This is a genomic window from Citrobacter sp. Ce119 (genome assembly GCF_030334525.1).
Lineage (GTDB): Bacteria > Pseudomonadota > Gammaproteobacteria > Enterobacterales > Enterobacteriaceae > Citrobacter > Citrobacter europaeus.
The window spans coordinates 1-19,275 of sequence record NZ_JAOWDR010000045.1; the positions used below are offsets into that span (position 1 = coordinate 1).

Genomic DNA, 19,275 nt, shown 5'->3' on the forward strand with positions numbered 1-19,275 from the left:
GCAACAACGCCCGCACCAACAGTACGGCCGCCTTCACGGATTGCGAAACGCAGACCGTCGTCCATCGCGATTGGGTGGATCAGGGTAACAACCATTTTGATGTTGTCGCCCGGCATTACCATCTCAACGCCTTCCGGCAGTTCGATGGTACCAGTCACGTCAGTAGTACGGAAGTAGAACTGCGGACGGTAGCCTTTGAAGAACGGAGTATGACGGCCGCCTTCGTCTTTGGACAGAATGTACACTTCAGATTCGAACTTGGTGTGCGGCTTGATAGAGCCCGGCTTAGCCAGTACCTGACCACGTTCGATTTCTTCACGTTTGATACCACGCAGCAGAACACCAACGTTCTCACCAGCACGGCCTTCGTCCAGCAGTTTGCGGAACATTTCAACGCCGGTACAAGTAGACTTAGCAGTGTCCTTGATACCAACGATTTCAACTTCTTCACCAACTTTGATGATACCGCGCTCTACACGACCGGTAACAACGGTACCACGACCGGAGATGGAGAATACGTCTTCGATAGGCAGCAGGAACGGCTTGTCAATCGCACGCTCTGGTTCTGGGATGTAAGAATCCAGGAAGCCAGCCAGTTCGATGATTTTCGCTTCCCACTCTGCTTCGCCTTCCAGCGCTTTCAGAGCAGAACCACGAACGATCGGAGTGTCGTCGCCCGGGAAATCGTACTGAGACAGAAGTTCACGAACTTCCATTTCTACCAGTTCCAGCAGCTCTTCGTCATCAACCATGTCGCATTTGTTCAGGAACACGATGATGTACGGAACGCCTACCTGACGACCCAGCAGGATGTGCTCACGAGTCTGCGGCATCGGGCCGTCAGTCGCAGCAACAACCAGGATCGCGCCGTCCATCTGCGCAGCACCGGTGATCATGTTTTTAACATAGTCGGCGTGGCCCGGGCAGTCTACGTGTGCGTAGTGGCGAGTCGGGGTGTCATATTCAACGTGAGAAGTGTTGATGGTGATACCACGAGCTTTTTCTTCCGGCGCGTTATCGATCTGGTCGAATGCACGAGCAGCACCGCCGTAGGTTTTAGCCAGTACGGTAGTGATTGCAGCGGTCAGGGTAGTTTTACCGTGGTCAACGTGGCCGATGGTGCCGACGTTAACGTGCGGTTTTGTACGTTCAAATTTTTCTTTAGACACGGCTATATTCCTTACTATAGTGCTCTCCCCTTTGGAGAGAGCACGGGACTTAGGTTTTAATCCTGTGGATTATTTACCACGGGCTTCAATAACGGCCTGAGCAACGTTGTTCGGCGCATCGTCGTACTTCAGGAACTCCATGGAGTAAGAAGCACGGCCTTTGGTCAAAGAACGCAGCTGGGTTGCATATCCGAACATTTCAGACAGCGGAACTTCAGCATGGATAACAACGCCAGTGACGTTGGATTCCTGACCACGAAGCATACCACGACGACGGCTCAAGTCACCGATTACGTCACCGGTGTTCTCTTCCGGAGTCTCTACTTCAACCTTCATGATAGGCTCAAGCAGAACTGGTTTCGCTTTCTTAAAGCCATCTTTGAAGGCGATAGAAGCGGCCAGTTTAAACGCCAGCTCAGAGGAGTCAACGTCATGGTAAGAACCGAAGTGCAGACGCACGCCCAGATCAACAACCGGGTAACCAGCCAGTGGGCCGGATTTCAGCTGTTCCTGGATGCCTTTATCAACGGCCGGGATGTATTCGCCAGGAATTACACCACCTTTGATGTCGTTGATGAACTCGTAGCCTTTCGGGTTTGAACCCGGCTCCAGCGGGTACATGTCGATAACAACATGACCGTACTGACCGCGACCACCAGACTGCTTAGCGTGTTTACCTTCGATATCGGTAACTTTCGCGCGAATCGCTTCACGGTAAGCAACCTGAGGTTTACCGACGTTCGCTTCAACGTTGAATTCACGCTTCATACGGTCAACGATGATGTCGAGGTGCAGCTCACCCATACCGGCGATAATGGTCTGGTTAGATTCTTCGTCAGTCCAAACGCGGAATGACGGGTCTTCTTTAGCCAGACGGCCCAGAGCCAGACCCATTTTTTCCTGGTCAGCTTTGGTTTTCGGTTCTACCGCGATGGAAATTACCGGCTCAGGGAATTCCATACGTTCCAGAATGATCGGGTGATCCGGGTCACACAGAGTGTCACCAGTGGTCACGTCTTTCAGACCGATAGCAGCAGCGATATCGCCCGCGCGAACTTCTTTGATCTCTTCACGTTTGTTAGCGTGCATCTGTACGATACGGCCAAAACGCTCGCGTGCAGTTTTCACTGAGTTCAGGATGGTGTCACCGGAGTTAACCACACCAGAGTACACGCGGAAGAAGGTCAGGTTACCCACGAACGGGTCGGTAGCGATTTTGAATGCCAGAGCAGCAAACGGCTCATCATCGCTAGCGTGACGCTCAGCCGGAGTATCTTTACCGTCGTCCAGAATACCGTTGATCGCAGGTACGTCGACTGGGGATGGCAGGTAATCAATTACCGCATCCAGCATCGCCTGAACACCTTTGTTCTTGAACGCAGAACCACAGGTTACCAGGATGATTTCGTTGTTCAGAACGCGCTGACGCAGAGCTTTTTTGATCTCTTCTTCAGTCAGTTCTTCACCACCCAGGTATTTCTCCATCAGCTCTTCTGAAGCTTCTGCAGCGGACTCGATCAGGTTCTGGTGCCATTCTTCAGCCAGTTCCTGCATGTCAGCCGGGATATCTTCATAAGTGAAGGTTACGCCTGCATCTTCTTCGTTCCAGTTGATGGCTTTCATTTTCACCAGGTCAACAACACCGGTGAACGCTTCTTCAGCGCCAATTGCCAGCTGCAGCGGAACAGGGTTCGCGCCCAGACGGGTTTTGATCTGACCAACAACTTTCAGGAAGTTCGCACCCATACGGTCCATTTTGTTAACGAACGCAATGCGTGGAACTTTATATTTGTTTGCCTGACGCCATACGGTTTCAGACTGAGGCTGAACACCACCAACTGCGCAGTAAACCATTACTGCACCATCAAGCACACGCATGGAACGTTCTACTTCGATAGTGAAGTCAACGTGCCCCGGGGTGTCGATGATGTTTACGCGATGCGGTTCATACTGCTTAGCCATACCAGACCAGAATGCAGTAGTCGCTGCGGAGGTGATAGTAATACCACGCTCCTGCTCCTGTTCCATCCAGTCCATGGTGGCTGCGCCGTCATGAACTTCACCGATTTTGTGGTTTACACCGGTGTAGAACAGAATACGTTCGGTAGTAGTGGTTTTACCGGCGTCGATGTGCGCACTGATACCGATGTTACGGTAGCGCGCGATGGGTGTTGTACGAGCCATTTGATTCCTCGTTTATCTTTTAGGCGTTCAATTTAAGTAGCCCAAAGCGGGCTGCTTACTAGAAGCGCCCGCCTGGTGACTAAAACTCCGAAGGGATTACCAACGGTAGTGTGCGAACGCCTTGTTGGCTTCTGCCATACGGTGAACGTCTTCACGTTTCTTAACTGCAGTACCTTTGTTTTCTGCAGCATCAGAAAGTTCGTTCGCCAGGCGCAGAGCCATGGATTTATCACCGCGTTTACGAGCAGCTTCAACGATCCAACGCATTGCCAGGGCATTACGACGAACCGGACGGACTTCAACTGGAACCTGATAAGTAGAACCACCAACGCGGCGAGACTTAACTTCGACAGTCGGACGCACGTTTTCAAGGGCTACTTCAAAAGCTTCCAGGCCATCTTTACCAGAACGCTGAGCCAGGGTCTCCAGCGCGCTGTATACGATGGTTTCTGCAGTAGATTTTTTACCATCTACCATCAGGATATTTACAAATTTAGCCAGCAGCTCTGATCCGAACTTAGGATCCGGCAGAATTTTACGCTGACCAATGACGCGACGACGTGGCATGGGAATACTCCGTTGTTAATTCAGGATTGTCCAAAACTCTACGAGTTTAGTTTGACATTAATATAAAACGTTTGGCCTTACTTAACGGAGAACCATTAAGCCTTAGGACGTTTCACGCCATACTTGGAGCGTGATTGCTTACGGTCTTTAACGCCGGAGCAGTCAAGCGCACCGCGAACGGTGTGGTAACGAACACCCGGGAGGTCTTTTACACGACCGCCACGGATCAGGATCACGGAGTGCTCCTGCAGGTTGTGACCTTCACCACCGATGTAGGAAGTCACTTCAAAACCGTTAGTCAAACGCACACGGCATACTTTACGCAGTGCGGAGTTTGGTTTTTTAGGAGTGGTGGTATATACACGAGTACATACACCACGTTTCTGCGGGCATGCTTCCAGTGCAGGCACGTTGCTCTTTGCAACTTTGCGTGCGCGTGGTTTGCGTACCAGCTGGTTAACTGTTGCCATTAAATAGCTCCTGGTTGTAGCTTTCGCTTCGTAAACACGTAATAAAACGACCTCATACAATATGAGGACGCAGAATTTTAGGTCGGTGTCGAAAAGGTGTCAAGAAATATACAACGATCCCACAATTACCAGGACATCTGGCTGGGGTGCTTCACCGTAAGTCTGACGAAGTCAGTATAGCTAACCCTGACGACACTGTCTGAAATTTGACCACATAAGCCGCGAGCTTGAATGTCTTCTTCCAGTACATAGACCTTAATGGAGGCATTTTGCAGACTTTCAAGGAAACGGCTTCCTTCTACTGCCGCGGTCACGCCATCCTGGAGCAATAAAAGTTCATCGTCTTTATCAATCAGGCGGAGAAGAGAGGAGAAATCGGTAAGCCACGCAGAGCGATGTAATGTGTGCAGCATGAGTATCTCAAAACCTTAAAATGACGTCATAGTTGCCTAGCTCACGGCGTAAATCTTCCGGTTCTAACGCTGTCGCATCGACCACAAAATTAACACCCTGCTGAAGACCCCGCTCGCGTAAAGAGGCGGCGCAAAGCCAACATTGCTCAATATCGTACAATCCCAACAGTTTGAAGGTTGCGATGTAGTCTCGCGCCAACACAACATCCGGCTGTTGTCCCTGAAGGATTTGAAAAACGCCATCGCCGATAAAAAATACGCCGAGGTCTTCCGTTAATGCCGATGTCGCCAGCAAGGCATCTAATCCTTCACGGCCAGACGCGCTGCCGTGCGGCACGGTAGAAAAGACAAAAGCAACACGTTTCATTAAAACTGCACCACGCGATCGCAGGTCAGGGACGCCTCAGCCAGCGAACCCAGCCCGCTGAGGTTAAAACCTGATTGTAAATTAGCGCCTGCCAGGCCCAGACGTTTCGCTTCAGTTTCATCGACTACGCCGCGACGCAACGCCGCCGCCACGCAAATATTCAGCGTCACGCCATGCTGCTGGTTCAGCTGTTGCCAGGCCCGTACCAGATCGTATTCATCACTGGCAGGCGAAGTCAGTAAGTTGGCGTTATACACACCTTCACGATAGAAAAAGACGCTACTTAGCTCATGCCCTTCTTTGAGTAGCGCATGAGCAAATTGCAACGCGCTGCTCGCCTGCTGCGTACCATAAGCCGGCCCCGTCACCATGATGGCAAAACGCATTACTTGTCTTGCCCCTGGAAATCGCCGCTTTTGAACTGACGAATATAGAGGTAGACCGTGTGCTTGGAGATGTTCAGCCGATCGGCAACCTGGTTGATGGCATCTTTAATATCGAAGATACCTTTCTCATACAGATTCAGGACAATCTGACGATTCTTGGCGTTGTTGGAAACATTGCGATCGGCGTTCACTTCTTCGATCGTGAATTCCAGCGTTTGGGTAACCAGGTCTTCCACCGAAGAAGCGAAGTTGACGGCAGAACCCACTTCCGGGGTTTCCGGTGGGATAAAGGTATTCATTATCTGCGAGAATGGGACATCAAGGTTCATATTGATGCACAGCAGACCAATCACGCGATGCTCACGGTTGCGAATAGCAATCGTCACCGACTTCATCAAGACACCGCTTTTCGCACGTGTGAAGTAACACTTCGACACGCTGCTATCCGCACCCGTCATATCATGCAGCATACGCAATGCAAGGTCGGTAATCGGCGAGCCAATTTTGCGGCCCGTGTGTTCACCGTTAGCAATGCGGATAGCCGAGCATTTCAAATCCTGCAAAGAGTGCAATACGATTTCACAATGGGAACCAATGAGCATCGCCAACCCGTCCACAACCGCTTCGTAGGATTTGAGGATATCGAAGTCAGTTTGATCGAAAGGACGTTGATCCAGTAAATCTAGCTCACTGGTTTCGTTGGTTAAAAGCGACCTGGACATGAAAAAAAGCACTCCTTTTCAGGAGCCTGTCGTTATGTTGTCAGGGCAGGCTCATCACTATTATAGGGGCATCTAAAGTAATACAGCGCACAAGGCGCTTTCCAGTATTAATTATATCCTGTCGATAATAAAAAACCGCCGCCCTGTGGGCGGCGGTTTCTGGTCACTTATTTTTTGCTGCTGTCTGCAGCTTTATCTGCCGGTGCAGCATCTGGCTGCGCATCGGCCTTCGGCGCCGGTTTGATGTCTAACAGTTCAACATCAAAGACCAGCGTAGAGTTGGCCGGAATGCCCGGTACGCCAGTTTTGCCGTAAGCCAGATCCGGTGGGATAACCAGCTGGATTTTGCCGCCTTTCTTGATGTTTTTCAGGCCTTCAGTCCAGCCCGGGATTACCCCGTCAAGACGGAAAGAGAGCGGCTCACCGCGGGTATAAGAGTTATCAAACTCTTTACCATCAATCAGCGTACCTTTGTAGTTGACTACCACGGTATCGCTGTCTTTCGGCGCAGCGCCAGTACCTTCTTTCTCTACTTTGTAGACCAGGCCAGTAGCAGAGGTTTTAACGCCTTTCTCTTTAGCAAATTTCTCGCGGTAAACTTTACCTTTGGCTTCGTTATCAGCCGCGTCTTTTTCCATTTTCGCCTGAGCGGAGCTCTTCACGCGCGCTTCAAACGCCTGCAGAGTTTGTTCGATTTCCTGGTCAGACAGCTTGCTCTTGTCTGCAAACGCATCCTGAACGCCAGCGATCAGCTGATCTTTATCCAGTTTGATGCCCAGTTTTTCCTGCTCTTTCAGAGAGTTTTCCATATAACGACCCAGGGACGCGCCCAGCGCGTAAGCGGCTTTTTGGTCGTCATTCTTGAATGCTGCTTTGCTGTCAGCAGTAGCGGCTGGTTTCGCAGCATCAGCAGCGAAGGTGATCGGGGCATGCAGAGCAACAGCCATTGTGGTCGCCAGCAGCGTTACTTTAAACAGTGATTTCATCCATATCTCCAGGGCCGGGGCATCTCACCCCAGGGTTAGCTAAAACAAAAATGTACTATAAAGCGTTGTAGAACAAATCAACATACGGGCACGCCCTATTATCACCACATTTCAGACTCTTTTTGTTTAAATTAGTTTCGTGACCGAAGATTGAGTGCTGTGCAAACAGGCAAAGTTAAGTAGAATTCGCCGCAGTCCGCGATCTGCCGGAGAAAAAAGAAAGAGGTGAATCATGCAGGATACAACAATGGAAACTCGCCTGGCTGAACTGGAAAGTCGCCTGGCATTTCAGGAGATAACCATTGAAGAGCTCAACGTGACGGTGACCGCGCATGAACTGGAAATGGCCAAACTCCGCGACCATCTGCGTTTACTGACAGAAAAGCTCAAAGCAACGCAGCCGTCCCACATTGCGTCGCAGTCTGAAGAGACCCCGCCGCCACATTATTGAGACGTAAAAAAAGCGGGGATATCCCCGCTTTTTGTGCCGGATGACGACGTAAACGTCTTATCCGGCCTACGGTAGGCCTGATAAGCGTAGCGCCATCAGGCAATCATACCGATCAGTGGCAACCGCAGCCGCCGCCGTTACCTTTACCGCCACCGCCGCAGCAGCCTTCGCCGCCGTGCTCGTGACCATGGTCGTGACCGTGGCCATGACCACCGCAGCAACCGTCATGACCGTGGTCATGATCGTGGTCGTGACCGTGCGCGCCGTGAACGTGGCCGTGAGCCAGTTCTTCTTCGGTCGCTTCGCGGATAGCAACAACTTCTACGTTGAATTTCAGGTTCTGGCCAGCCAGCATGTGGTTACCATCAACTACAACGTGATCGTCTTCCACTTCGGTAATTTCTACCGGTACTGGACCCTGGTCAGTTTCAGCCAGGAAACGCATGCCAACCTGCAGTTCGTCAACGCCCATGAAGACGTCTTTAGGAACGCGCTGCACCAGGTTTTCGTCGTACTGACCGTATGCGTCGTTTGCGCCAACAGCAACATCGAATTTGTCGCCAACTTCATGACCGTCCAGCGCTGTTTCCAGGCCAGAAATCAGGGAACCGTGACCATGCAGGTAGTCCAGCGGTGCACTCACCGGAGACTCATCAACCAACACACCGTCTTCTGTACGTACCTGATAGGCCAGGCTGACCACCAGGTCCTTTGCTACTTTCATGATATCTCCTGAGCATGGAAAGAATAGTGGCGCAGATTGTAGCGGAATTCTGCACCCGTGTACCCTCTAGCTTAAAAAAAGCTGCGCCATATCGCTAGTCCGGATGAAAAATCCCGATCACTTGCTCTTCTTTGCGAACGTGCTCGCGCGCCTCTTTATCCGCTTCCCGCATCTGATGGCCGCACTTAACACACTCAACAATATCGATATTATTTTCGCGCCACATTGCCAGCGTATCCTGCGCCTGGCAGGACGGACATTTTGCGCCTGCAATAAAACGTTTACGAATTGCCATGATTACCTCTACTCAAATTCATCCCAGCCATCCAGCTGACGCCGCTCTTGCTGCATCTCTCGTTGGAAAATTTCCTCCAGCTCGCGCCGGGCTTCCCTGGCTCGAGAGATTTGTACGGTATCCGTATGCATGGGGATCAGCTCCCGCAGCATGCGCATATCCAGCCGACGAAAATGCAGCTGAGCGCGCTGAGCCTGGTGCGGATGCATCCCCAGTGTAACCAGCGTTTTACGCCCCAACTCCAGCGCACTGGAGAACGTTTCGCGGGAAAACTGCGTCACACCAGCTTGTAATAACTCATGCGCCTCTACACGTCCGCGCGCACGCGCAAGAATATGCAAATGCGGAAAATACTGTTGGCACAGTTCCACCAGTTTCATGGTGTCTTTAGGCTCATTACAGGTAATAACAATAGACTGTGCCGCCTCCGCACCCGCAGAACGCAACAGATCCACCTGCGTGGCATCACCGTAGTAAACCTTATAGCCATATTTACGCATCAAATTCACCGCGCTGATATCCCGCTCCAGAACGGTAATCCGCATTTTATTGGCCATCAACAGGCGACCAATAACCTGACCAAAGCGCCCAAACCCCACCACAATCACCTGCGGTTTATCATCTTCTACCCAGGGTTTTTCATCTTCTTCATCCGTACCGTTAAACTGACGGGAGAGCCATTTGTCGATCAGCTTCATCACCAGCGGCGTGGTCATCATCGACAGCGTGACGGTCACCAGCAGCAACGCCATTTGGTCGCCCTGAAACAGCCGTTGCGAGGATGCCGTTGAAAACAGCACGAAAGCGAATTCACCGCCCTGACTCAAAACCCCGGCAAACTGCATCCGTTCTGAGCTTCTCATGCCGTTAAGACGCGCCAGCACATACAGCACCAGCATTTTTACAACCACCAGTACTATCACGCTCGCCGCCACCCACAGAATATGGGTATAGAGCACGCCAAGATTGAGTGACATGCCTACGGAGATAAAAAACAGGCCGAGCAGCAGGCCTTTAAACGGATCGATTGCCGTTTCCAGCTCATGTCGGTATTCGCTTTCCGCCAGCAGCACGCCCGCGATAAACGTTCCCAACGCCATCGACAGCCCCAGCGCATCCATAAATAAAGCCGAACCCAGCACCAGCAACAGCGTCGCGGCGGTAAATACTTCCCGCACGCCAGAATCCGCAATAAAGCGGAAAACCGGACGCAGCAAATAGCGCCCGCCAATCAGCATGCCGGCAAAGGCCAGCACCTTCATTCCCACTTTGATCCAGTCAAAATGTTCGTCAGCAGAACCCGCCAGCAGCGGAACCAGCGCCAACGCAGGGATCACCGCCAAATCCTGAAACAGCAGCACCGAAAAACCCAGTTGTCCGGATTCACTGCGGTTCATGCCTTTTTCGCGCATCAACTGTAGCGCCATGGCGGTCGATGACATCGCCAGACCAATGCCGCCAACCACTGCCGCCTGCCAGGAGAACGCAGTGAGCATCAATAATCCTGCCAGCACTACTGCACTCAGCATTACCTGCGCGGCGCCGACGCCAAAAATTGAACGCCGCAACTGCCATAACTTGGCAGGGTTAAGTTCCAGCCCAATGATGAACATCAAAAAGACCACACCCAGCTCGGAAAAGTGCAGAATTTCATCCACATCGCTGATGAATCCTAATCCCCACGGGCCGATAGCAATACCCGCCAGCAAGTAACCCAGCACCGGACCGATACCCAGCTTTGAGGCCAGGGGAACTGCCGCCACCGCCGCGAAGAGGAACAACACTCCCGCCGTCAATAAATCAGAACCTTCCATCAGCGGCCTCCCACAGGGATCGGATTCGCCAGCCAGTCACCATACGCTTTCGCATGGCTGTCCAGCTCCTGCTTCGTTTGCCGCCTGGCCCAGTAGACGATAATAGGGCTCATCCAGTGCATGCGGCACATACCGGCCGTTAGCTCAAAAGGACGCAGTACATCGCTCATTGGATAACGGTTTAGCGCGTCATAGCGATAGGCGCTTTCCGGTTCTCCGGTCGTGATAACGCTCCGCCAGTACTTTCCCGCCAGTTGATTCCCTCCGGGGCCGCTGGCAAATCCGCGGCTCAGTACACGGTCAAGCCACTCCTTTAACAGCGCCGGACAGCTATAGGTGTAAAGCGGATGCTGAAAAACAATCACATCATGCTCACGCAGCAGCGCCTGCTCATGCGGAATGTCGATAAAAAAATCAGGATAGTGCGCGTACAGGTCGTGCACGGTAACATTGCTGAGCTGCATGGCCGGTTTAAGCAGAACCCGGTTCGCAACCGAGTCCTGAGATTCCGGATGGGCATACAGCAGCAAGACTTTCGCTGGCTGGAACATCATCCCCCTCCCGGTTTTGTCTTTTGTCTATTTTCGACGTTTTGGGCTACCATTGCGCCTCGGTGCGGCAAATGGCCCACACATTACATTATCATAATGATAAATTAACATAGTCTGAACATACGGCGCCTTATGATTGTTTTCTCATCGTTACAAATTCGTCGCGGCGTGCGCGTCTTGCTGGACAATGCCACGGCCACCATTAATCCAGGGCAGAAAGTTGGTCTGGTAGGTAAAAATGGCTGTGGTAAATCTACCCTGCTGGCATTGCTGAAAAATGAACTCAGCGCCGACGCCGGAGGATTTACCTATCCGGGAAACTGGCAGCTTGCGTGGGTGAATCAGGAAACGCCAGCATTGCCGCAGCCCGCGCTGGAGTACGTGATTGACGGCGACCGCGAGTATCGTCAACTGGAAGCGCAGTTGAACGATGCCAACGAACGTAACGATGGACACGCTATTGCCACCGTCCATGGCAAACTGGATGCCATCGACGCCTGGACCGTGCGCTCACGCGCCGCCAGCCTGCTGCATGGTCTCGGTTTCTCCAACGAACAGCTTGAGCGCCCGGTCAGCGACTTTTCCGGTGGCTGGCGTATGCGTCTCAACCTGGCCCAGGCGCTGATTTGCCGTTCAGACCTGCTGCTGCTCGATGAACCCACCAACCACCTCGATCTCGACGCGGTAATCTGGCTGGAAAGATGGCTGAAAAGCTACCAGGGCACGCTGATATTGATCTCCCACGACCGCGACTTCCTCGACCCGGTGGTGGACAAAATTATTCATATCGAACAGCAAACCATGTTCGAGTACACCGGCAACTACAGCGCGTTTGAAATCCAGCGTGCGACCCGCCTCGCGCAGCAACAGGCAATGTACGAAAGCCAGCAGGAGCGCGTGGCGCATCTGCAAAGCTATATCGATCGTTTCCGCGCTAAAGCAACCAAAGCAAAGCAGGCGCAAAGCCGTATCAAAATGCTGGAACGCATGGAGCTGATTGCCCCGGCACACGTGGACAACCCGTTCCACTTCAGCTTTCGTGAACCAGAAAGCCTGCCGAATCCACTGCTGAAGATGGAAAAGGTCAGCGCTGGCTACGGCGATCGCGTCATTCTCGATTCGATCAAACTGAATCTGGTGCCGGGTTCCCGCATCGGCCTGCTCGGTCGCAACGGCGCGGGTAAATCGACGCTGATCAAGCTGCTGGCCGGCGAATTGGCCCCCATTAGCGGCGAGATTGGCCTGGCGAAAGGTATCAAGCTGGGCTACTTCGCGCAGCACCAGCTGGAGTTTTTACGCGCCGATGAATCGCCTATTCAGCACCTGGCGCGCATGGCGCCGCAGGAGCTGGAGCAGAAACTGCGGGACTACCTCGGCGGATTCGGCTTCCAGGGCGATAAAGTCAGCGAAGAGACTCGCCGCTTCTCCGGTGGTGAAAAAGCGCGTCTGGTGCTGGCGTTGATCGTCTGGCAGCGCCCGAACCTGCTCCTGCTTGATGAACCGACCAACCACCTGGACCTTGATATGCGCCAGGCGCTGACCGAAGCGTTGATCGATTTCGAAGGCGCGCTGGTCGTGGTCTCGCACGACCGTCACCTGATTCGCTCCACCACCGATGACCTCTATCTGGTGCACGACAAAAAAGTCGAGCCGTTTGACGGCGATCTGGAGGATTATCAGCAGTGGCTGAGCGATGTGCAAAAACAAGAAAACCAGAACGACGAACCGGCGAAAGAGAGCGTTAACAGCGCCCAGGCGCGTAAAGACCAGAAGCGTCGCGAAGCTGAATTGCGCACCCTGACGCAGCCGCTGCGTAAAGAGATTACCCGTCTGGAAAAAGAGATGGAGAAACTGCACGCACAGCTGGCGCAGGCGGAAGAAAAACTCGGCGATAGCGAACTGTATGACCAAAGCCGCAAAGCCGAACTCACCGCATGCCTGCAGCAGCAGGCCAGTGCAAAATCCGGACTGGAAGAGTGCGAGATGGCCTGGCTGGAAGCGCAGGAACAGCTTGAGCAGATGCTGGCCGAATAGTCATGAGTGCCTGATAAGGCGCTTGTGCGTCTTATCAGGCATTTTTGTTGAATTATCTCTGCATCGCCAGACGCTGGCGGATATCTTCAAAATGTTCACGGTTAAACAGCTTGCCGTTAAGAAAACGGGTTTTCAGTTCTCCTTCCTGCTCTTGCTCCCACGTTTGTTCATCATGCAGGCGCAATTCCCCCAGCTCATCACGTGCTACTCGAAGCAAACCGCGGGCAGAGCGCTTTAAGCCATTATCGGTTTTCGGCTCTTTGAAAATCGTCCGGCCTTTGCCATCGACTTCTCCCCACGTCGCTTTCATTGCAAAACCGAAGGTGTCACGCGTGTTGTACTGATAGGTAAAGGAACCCACGCCAAACACCACATTTGAACTGGCAAATCCTTTCGCTTCAAGACGACGCAGGATCTCATTCGCCCGCTCAAGGGTGATGGAATCGCCATAAATCAGCCCCACATGTGGGTCGAGCACCTTGTAGCCTTTAGCGTTAACCGTGCCGCCAAATATCTCCCACAGCACCTCCACAGAGCCTTTCTCCTGTGCCGTACGATCGGCTCGGGTATCCTCATCCGCACCTGTACCGCACAGAATCTCAACCGGATTACCGCTATCCGGACGGAATACCACCCGCCCTTCACGGGTCAGAATGATGTTCTTCAGTTCGCGGGTGTATTCCGTCAGCACCTGCCAGTAGTCCCAGGTATCGGAGACTATCGATACAAATCCCTGCGGATAGAGATCGGCAATCAGGCGGCGGAAGGTTTCAATCTCATGCTCGCGCTCACCCATACACATCACGCTGTGTTCGGTAGCCGGAATACTGGCGCCGATAAAATAGGGTTCGCCGTCGGTGTAGTAATCGCGGGCGTACAGCAGAGATGGAATACTGTCGGTCCCTTTAAAGCTTAACAAATGCCCACTGCCCGCCTGCATGGTGTCCTGTAATCCGGACATGCCGCGAAAGGAAAAGTCATGACACTGGAAGTCAAGGTGTGCCAGGTCGCTACAGGTTTTCTCTGCCCAGCGCGCGCAGATTTTGCGGTAGTGGTGAGCAATGGTGGCGTTGGTTGACGCTTTCCACAGCTCTGCCGACAGCACGGTTTCCAGGTAATTCACCAGCCAGAAAAACTCGGGTTTGGTGTTGATAATGGTTAAGACCGGTACCGCCATCGGAACTTTGCTGCCTTCATCCAGCGCTTTGATGTGCAACGGCAGATAGCCCAACTGATGCAGGGCGCGGATATGATCCACCGCCACCGCATCTTTGCCGAGATAGCTGTCCATGACCTGTTTATATTCGCTGACCACCTCATCTTCCGGACGGGCAAAAAACGCCTCATTAAACAGGTCGACTAAAAACCACTGCAAAAAACCCTGCAGGCCAAAAAATACCAGTTTGCCATCCGCCAACGGCGAGGAAAAAAAGCGATCGCTGCGTGGGGTAAAATTGGAATACACGCGACGGGTTCCCTGCGGATATTGCACGCGGTGAGAAACTTTGTAGCCGTCGATAGCCAGAATTGGGTTCATTTTCATAATCAGCATCTCCCTCAGGCGCGGTAAATCGCGTCAATGTCGATAAGCTCAAGCTGCGGATGCTCCAGCGTCGGGGCAGCAAAAGAGGTGGTGGTGTAGATAGCATCAATGCCGTTGGCAAACAGGTGTTCGACGCCCTTAGAAAAAATACCGTGGGTGACATACAGACTGACGCTGTGGGCACCGGCCTCACGTAGTACCTGCGCGGAACCAATGAACGTACCGCCTGCGTCGCACAGATCGTCAACAATCAGCATATCCCTGCCCCTGACGTCTCCGGCCATTAACGAAAATCCCGTCAGCTTGCCGCTTGCTACATCGCGTTTTTTGCTCAGGATGGCGTACTCCTCCACGCCGGCAGCTCTGGCAACAGCATCAATTTTCTTCAAAGCTCCGGCGTCGGGGGCAACCAGCATTAGCGTTTTTTGCTGGAACTGGCGCTGCAAAGTCGCGCTGTGCAGCAGGCAAGTCTCTTGTGAAATCGCCACAAAATTATTGATAGCTGCCGCCGCCGCGTCGCTGTGCGGATCGAGCACCTTCACCTTATCGAATTGCAGCGTATTGAGCTGGCTGGCGAAGACTTTCAGCGCAAAGCTATCACCCGCCACCATATGTCTGTCCTGACGCGCCCACGGCAGCCAGGGGAGGTCGAGATGGCTGACCAGTACATCCGTCTGATGACGGACCGCCTCAACCAGTTGCGCCAGCAGCATAAAATCGTTCATATCTCGCATTGCCACCGCGCGGATGCGCATCAGGCGAGCAAACGATGGCAGTGCATCAGTGACTTTCAACCAGCCGGCGCCATCAGGAAAAATACCACTGGCAACTGCGTAGGTCTGGTCGTCCAAAGTTAATGTCAGTTTTACGCTCATCGCTCTCACCCCTTAATTATGTCCCTTCGACACAATTAATAATGTCCTTGAGACACATATTAAGCAAGTATAAAATGCATTATTTTTAGAACAAGAGATAATCCACTGATAAGTAATGATAAAAAACGAACCTTGCCCCCCAGTGCCGGGCTGGTACACTTGTCAGCGTTACAAATCATCGTGAGTACCTTATGACCACCGAAGCCGACTACCTGAATCAGTACGACGCCAGCCGCTTCCCTTCACCTCTGGTGACGGTAGATAGCGTGTTATTTACCCTGCATCAGCAGGCGCTGTGCGTATTACTGGTCGAGCGGGCAAACCAGCCGCAAAAAGGACGTTGGGGATTACCTGGCGGTTTTATTGATATCGAAAACGATGATTCAACCCGCGCCACCGCGCTACGCAAACTCACTGAAAAAACGGGCGTTTCGCCTTCGTGGCTTGAACAACTGGATACCTTTTCCGGGCCAGAACGAGACCCGCGCGGCTGGAGCCTGACGGTCACCTGGTTTGCGCTAATCGCCTGGGTAGACTGCGCGCCGCATATTGCCAGCGTCAGTAACGCCCGTTGGGTACCGGTTGACGAGTTGAAAAACCATTCACTCGCGTTCGATCACGAGAAAATCATTACGGCGGCACTGCATCGCTTACGGCAAAAAACGATGTACTCGCTACTGCCCGTATACTGCCTGCCGGAGACATTTACCCATGGACAACTGCTTGAAGCCACCGAGGTTATCCTTGGTCAGTCGATCCAGCGTAAAAGTCTGATTCGCCGCTTTGAAGCGTCAGGAATGTTTGAAGATACCGGAGAAAGCATGGCGACAGGGACGCGTAAAGCTCGCCTGTGGCGACGTAAACCCGACGTCGATTTTCATCTTTTCTCGCGTAACCTGCTTGCTGACTAGCGACAAAATCACATATTGGCTAACCCGCACGCGCTGTGCGCGGTATAGTTATTCTTTCCGATTATTAATTGCTCTGGTGTTATGGTTGAAATCACGTCCACAGAAATGACCCCACCTACCGACGATTCGCGAGAATTCCGCCCGATGCGCGGTATCAGTAACCGCCATCTGCAGACGATGCTGCCGCGCTTAATTCGCCGCAAGGTGAAGTTCGACGCCCACTGGCAGCGTCTGGAATTGCCCGATGGTGATTTTGTCGATCTGGCGTGGAGTGAAGATCCGCAACAGGCGAAACACAAACCGCGCCTGGTGGTTTTTCACGGTCTGGAAGGTAGTCTGAACAGCCCGTACGCACATGGCCTGATTGAAGCGGCGCAAAAGCGCGGCTGGCTGGGCGTGGTAATGCATTTTCGCGGCTGCAGCGGTGAACCCAATCGTCTGAACCGCATTTATCATTCGGGCGAAACAGAAGATGGCACCTGGTTTTTACACTGGCTGGAGCGTGAGTTCGGTCGCGTGCCGACCGCAGCGGTGGGCTATTCGCTCGGTGGCAACATGCTGGCCTGCCTGCTGGCCAAAGAAGGCAACGAGATTCCAATTGATGCCGCCGTTATCGTCTCCGCGCCTTTCGTGCTGGAAGCCTGTAGTTACCATATGGACAAGGGATTCTCTCGGGTCTATCAGCGCTACCTGCTCAATCTGTTGAAAGCCAATGCCTCGCGTAAGCTTGAGGCCTATCCAGGCTCGCTGCCGGTAAGTCTGTCCCAATTGAAATCTCTGCGTCGCATCCGCGATTTTGACGATCTGATCACCGCCAAAATCCACGGTTTCGCCGATGCTATAGACTATTATCGTCAGTGTAGCGCCATGCCGTTGCTCAACCAGATAGCCAAACCCACGCTGATTATCCATGCCAAGGACGATCCGTTTATGGATCATCACGTGATCCCGAAACCGGAAAACCTGCCTTCGCAGGTGGAGTATCAGTTGACTGAACACGGTGGCCACGTCGGATTCATTGGCGGCACGGTACGCCATCCTGAGATGTGGCTGGAATCCAGAATCCCCGACTGGCTGACAACGTATCTGGAGGTCTCATCATGATCATCCCCTGGCAAGATATCTCCCCGGACGCGCTGGACAATCTGATTGAAAGCTTTGTCTTGCGTGAAGGCACCGATTATGGTGAACATGAACGTTCGCTCGAACAAAAAGTCGCCGACGTCAAACGCCAACTACAATCAGGTGAAGCCGTGCTGGTGTGGTCTGAACTGCATGAAACGGTCAATATTATGCCGAGGAAGCAGATTCACGAGTAATCCGTAGCCGCCGGCCGACTTTACTATAATTATAACCATTTCATGGAGTTGTTATGTCTGCCAAACATCCGGTGATTGCGGTAACAGGATCCAGCGGCGCGGGGACCACCACCACCAGCCTCGCGTTTCGTAAAATTTTCGCGCAGTTAAATCTGCGTGCCGCCGAGGTGGAAGGTGACAGTTTTCATCGCTATACCCGTCCGGAAATGGACATGGCGATTCGCAAAGCGCGCGATGCCGGGCGGCATATCAGCTATTTCGGCCCCGAAGCGAATGACTTCGGTCTGCTGGAACAAACTTTCATCGAATACGGTCAGACGGGCAAAGGCCAGTCGCGAAAATATCTGCACACTTACGATGAGGCCGTACCGTGGAACCAGGTGCCAGGGACTTTCACGCCCTGGCAGCCGCTGCCTGAACCGACGGATGTCCTGTTTTATGAAGGACTGCACGGCGGCGTCGTCACCCCACAGCAAAACGTGGCCCAACATGTCGATCTGCTGGTTGGCGTGGTGCCGATCGTAAACCTGGAATGGATCCAGAAACTGACTCGCGATACCAGCGAGCGTGGACACTCGCGTGAAGCGGTGATGGACTCGGTGGTGCGATCAATGGACGATTACATCAATTACATCACGCCGCAGTTTTCCCGGACGCATATTAACTTCCAGCGCGTACCGACCGTCGATACCTCTAACCCCTTTGCCGCCAAGAGTATCCCGTCTCTGGATGAAAGCTTTGTCGTGATTCATTTTCGTAACCTGGAAGGGATCGACTTCCCGTGGCTACTGGCCATGCTGCAGGGCTCATTCATTTCCCATATCAATACATTGGTCGTGCCGGGCGGCAAGATGGGCCTGGCGATGGAATTGATTATGCTGCCGCTGGTCCAGCGACTGATGGAAGGCAAAAAGATAGGGTGAGGCGTGGAAAGTGCCCGATGGCGCTTCGCTTATCGGGCCTACGAATCAACATTATCTGGCGTCAGGGATTACGCGGCAACCACTTCATAGGAGTGGGTAATGTTCACCGCCTTTTCCAGCATCAGTGCCACGGAGCAATATTTTTCCGCTGAAAGGTCGACTGCGCGTGAGACTGATGCATCTTTAAGATCGTTACCCGTTACGATGAAATGCAGGTTGATGTGGGTAAACAGGCGCGGCGCTTCATCACGACGCTCTGAGGTCAGTTTCACTTCGCAGTTGGTCACATCCTGACGACCCTTTTGCAGGATCGAAACCACATCAATTGCGCTACAACCGCCCGCCGCCATTAATACCATTTCCATCGGGCTCGGCGCTTTATCACCGGAGTTACCGTCCATCAGAATTTGGTGGCCAGAGGCGGACTCACCGAGGAAGGTTAACCCTTCAACCCACTTTACACGCGCTTGCATATTTCGTAACTCCAATGTTTCAATTTTCCTGACAGATTACGCGCACATAACAATTCTCGCAATGGAAGGCGACCTGCGTCATGCTGAAGCGAGACACC

21 protein-coding genes and 1 pseudogene are annotated in these 19,275 nt (G+C 52.8%); 6 read left to right on the top strand and 16 right to left on the bottom strand.

Features of this window, described 5'->3' with window-relative positions; translation table 11 throughout:
* The 9 genes from tuf to fkpA form a co-directional block, all read right to left on the bottom strand.
* Nucleotides 1–1,169, bottom strand: a 1,169-nt coding sequence (tuf, locus tag OGV80_RS06595) for an elongation factor Tu (RefSeq protein ID WP_286454612.1), incomplete at its 3' end; no start/stop codon positions are given.
* 69 nt (nt 1,170–1,238) lie between these two features.
* Nucleotides 1,239–3,353 (bottom strand): elongation factor G, encoded by a 2,115-nt coding sequence (gene fusA / locus OGV80_RS06600; protein WP_003023659.1) that lies wholly within the window; start codon nt 3,351–3,353, stop codon nt 1,239–1,241.
* A 96-nt stretch (nt 3,354–3,449) separates the two neighbouring features.
* Nucleotides 3,450–3,920, bottom strand: coding sequence for a 30S ribosomal protein S7 (gene rpsG, locus OGV80_RS06605; RefSeq protein WP_016154763.1), 471 nt, complete (start codon nt 3,918–3,920; stop codon nt 3,450–3,452).
* A gap of 95 nt (nt 3,921–4,015) precedes the next feature.
* Complete coding sequence (rpsL, locus tag OGV80_RS06610; RefSeq protein ID WP_003023654.1) at nt 4,016–4,390, bottom strand: 30S ribosomal protein S12; 375 nt, start codon at nt 4,388–4,390, stop codon at nt 4,016–4,018.
* A 125-nt stretch (nt 4,391–4,515) separates the two neighbouring features.
* The gene (tusB, locus tag OGV80_RS06615; protein ID WP_047408236.1) at nt 4,516–4,803 is read right to left on the bottom strand and encodes a sulfurtransferase complex subunit TusB; all 288 of its coding nucleotides are present in this window, start codon (nt 4,801–4,803) and stop codon (nt 4,516–4,518) included.
* A gap of 7 nt (nt 4,804–4,810) precedes the next feature.
* Complete coding sequence (tusC, locus tag OGV80_RS06620; protein ID WP_043018545.1) at nt 4,811–5,170, bottom strand: sulfurtransferase complex subunit TusC; 360 nt, start codon at nt 5,168–5,170, stop codon at nt 4,811–4,813.
* Nucleotides 5,170–5,556, bottom strand: coding sequence for a sulfurtransferase complex subunit TusD (gene tusD, locus OGV80_RS06625; RefSeq protein WP_003023646.1), 387 nt, complete (start codon nt 5,554–5,556; stop codon nt 5,170–5,172). Before tusD ends, tusC begins: the two co-directional genes overlap by 1 nt.
* Entirely contained in the window at nt 5,556–6,278 is a 723-nt protein-coding gene (locus OGV80_RS06630) for a helix-turn-helix transcriptional regulator (protein WP_003023643.1), read from the bottom strand. The genes tusD and OGV80_RS06630 overlap by 1 nt, the downstream gene beginning before the upstream one ends.
* Before the next feature lie 167 nt (nt 6,279–6,445).
* Nucleotides 6,446–7,264, bottom strand: coding sequence for an FKBP-type peptidyl-prolyl cis-trans isomerase (fkpA, locus tag OGV80_RS06635; protein ID WP_003023641.1), 819 nt, complete (start codon nt 7,262–7,264; stop codon nt 6,446–6,448).
* 232 nt (nt 7,265–7,496) lie between these two features.
* On the opposite strand from fkpA, the gene OGV80_RS06640 reads away from it, so the two are divergent.
* Nucleotides 7,497–7,715, top strand: coding sequence for a protein SlyX (locus tag OGV80_RS06640; RefSeq protein WP_003023639.1), 219 nt, complete (start codon nt 7,497–7,499; stop codon nt 7,713–7,715).
* Nucleotides 7,716–7,827: 112 nt separating this feature from the next.
* Here the strand turns inward: OGV80_RS06640 and slyD are convergent, their stop codons facing one another.
* The 4 genes from slyD to kefG all read right to left on the bottom strand — a co-directional run bounded on the left by slyD (nt 7,828) and on the right by kefG (nt 11,099).
* A complete protein-coding gene (gene slyD / locus OGV80_RS06645) occupies nt 7,828–8,439 on the bottom strand; it encodes a peptidylprolyl isomerase (protein WP_008786294.1) in 612 nt (203 codons plus the stop codon).
* A gap of 94 nt (nt 8,440–8,533) precedes the next feature.
* Nucleotides 8,534–8,734 (bottom strand): YheV family putative zinc ribbon protein, encoded by a 201-nt coding sequence (locus tag OGV80_RS06650; protein ID WP_016154768.1) that lies wholly within the window; start codon nt 8,732–8,734, stop codon nt 8,534–8,536.
* An 8-nt stretch (nt 8,735–8,742) separates the two neighbouring features.
* Nucleotides 8,743–10,548, bottom strand: a complete 1,806-nt coding sequence (gene kefB / locus OGV80_RS06655) for a glutathione-regulated potassium-efflux system protein KefB (protein ID WP_286514228.1) — start codon at nt 10,546–10,548, stop codon at nt 8,743–8,745.
* The gene (kefG, locus tag OGV80_RS06660; protein WP_003023629.1) at nt 10,548–11,099 is read right to left on the bottom strand and encodes a glutathione-regulated potassium-efflux system ancillary protein KefG; all 552 of its coding nucleotides are present in this window, start codon (nt 11,097–11,099) and stop codon (nt 10,548–10,550) included. The genes kefB and kefG overlap by 1 nt, the downstream gene beginning before the upstream one ends.
* Before the next feature lie 132 nt (nt 11,100–11,231).
* On the opposite strand from kefG, the gene OGV80_RS06665 reads away from it, so the two are divergent.
* Entirely contained in the window at nt 11,232–13,133 is a 1,902-nt protein-coding gene (locus OGV80_RS06665; RefSeq protein WP_043018547.1) for an ABC transporter ATP-binding protein, read from the top strand.
* 52 nt (nt 13,134–13,185) lie between these two features.
* Here the strand turns inward: OGV80_RS06665 and OGV80_RS06670 are convergent, their stop codons facing one another.
* Nucleotides 13,186–14,676, bottom strand: coding sequence for a nicotinate phosphoribosyltransferase (locus OGV80_RS06670; RefSeq protein WP_043018833.1), 1,491 nt, complete (start codon nt 14,674–14,676; stop codon nt 13,186–13,188).
* Nucleotides 14,677–14,690: 14 nt separating this feature from the next.
* Nucleotides 14,691–15,551 (bottom strand): ribose-phosphate diphosphokinase, encoded by an 861-nt coding sequence (gene prs / locus OGV80_RS06675; RefSeq protein ID WP_087051959.1) that lies wholly within the window; start codon nt 15,549–15,551, stop codon nt 14,691–14,693.
* A gap of 191 nt (nt 15,552–15,742) precedes the next feature.
* On the opposite strand from prs, the gene OGV80_RS06680 reads away from it, so the two are divergent.
* From OGV80_RS06680 to OGV80_RS06695, 4 genes and pseudogenes are all read left to right on the top strand, one after another.
* A complete protein-coding gene (locus tag OGV80_RS06680) occupies nt 15,743–16,462 on the top strand; it encodes an NUDIX domain-containing protein (RefSeq protein ID WP_043018549.1) in 720 nt (239 codons plus the stop codon).
* A gap of 35 nt (nt 16,463–16,497) precedes the next feature.
* A pseudogene (locus OGV80_RS06685) lies at nt 16,498–17,566 on the top strand (hydrolase).
* Nucleotides 17,563–17,781 carry a YheU family protein gene (locus tag OGV80_RS06690; protein WP_003023615.1) on the top strand — a complete coding sequence of 73 codons (219 nt, stop codon included), beginning with the start codon at nt 17,563–17,565 and terminating at the stop codon, nt 17,779–17,781. The pseudogene OGV80_RS06685 and the gene OGV80_RS06690 overlap by 4 nt, the downstream one beginning before the upstream one ends.
* Before the next feature lie 53 nt (nt 17,782–17,834).
* Complete coding sequence (locus OGV80_RS06695; protein WP_087051958.1) at nt 17,835–18,704, top strand: phosphoribulokinase; 870 nt, start codon at nt 17,835–17,837, stop codon at nt 18,702–18,704.
* Between the two features lie 68 nt (nt 18,705–18,772).
* Here the strand turns inward: OGV80_RS06695 and OGV80_RS06700 are convergent, their stop codons facing one another.
* Nucleotides 18,773–19,177 carry an OsmC family protein gene (locus OGV80_RS06700; protein WP_043018552.1) on the bottom strand — a complete coding sequence of 135 codons (405 nt, stop codon included), beginning with the start codon at nt 19,175–19,177 and terminating at the stop codon, nt 18,773–18,775.
* Nucleotides 19,178–19,275: the final 98 nt, after the last annotated feature.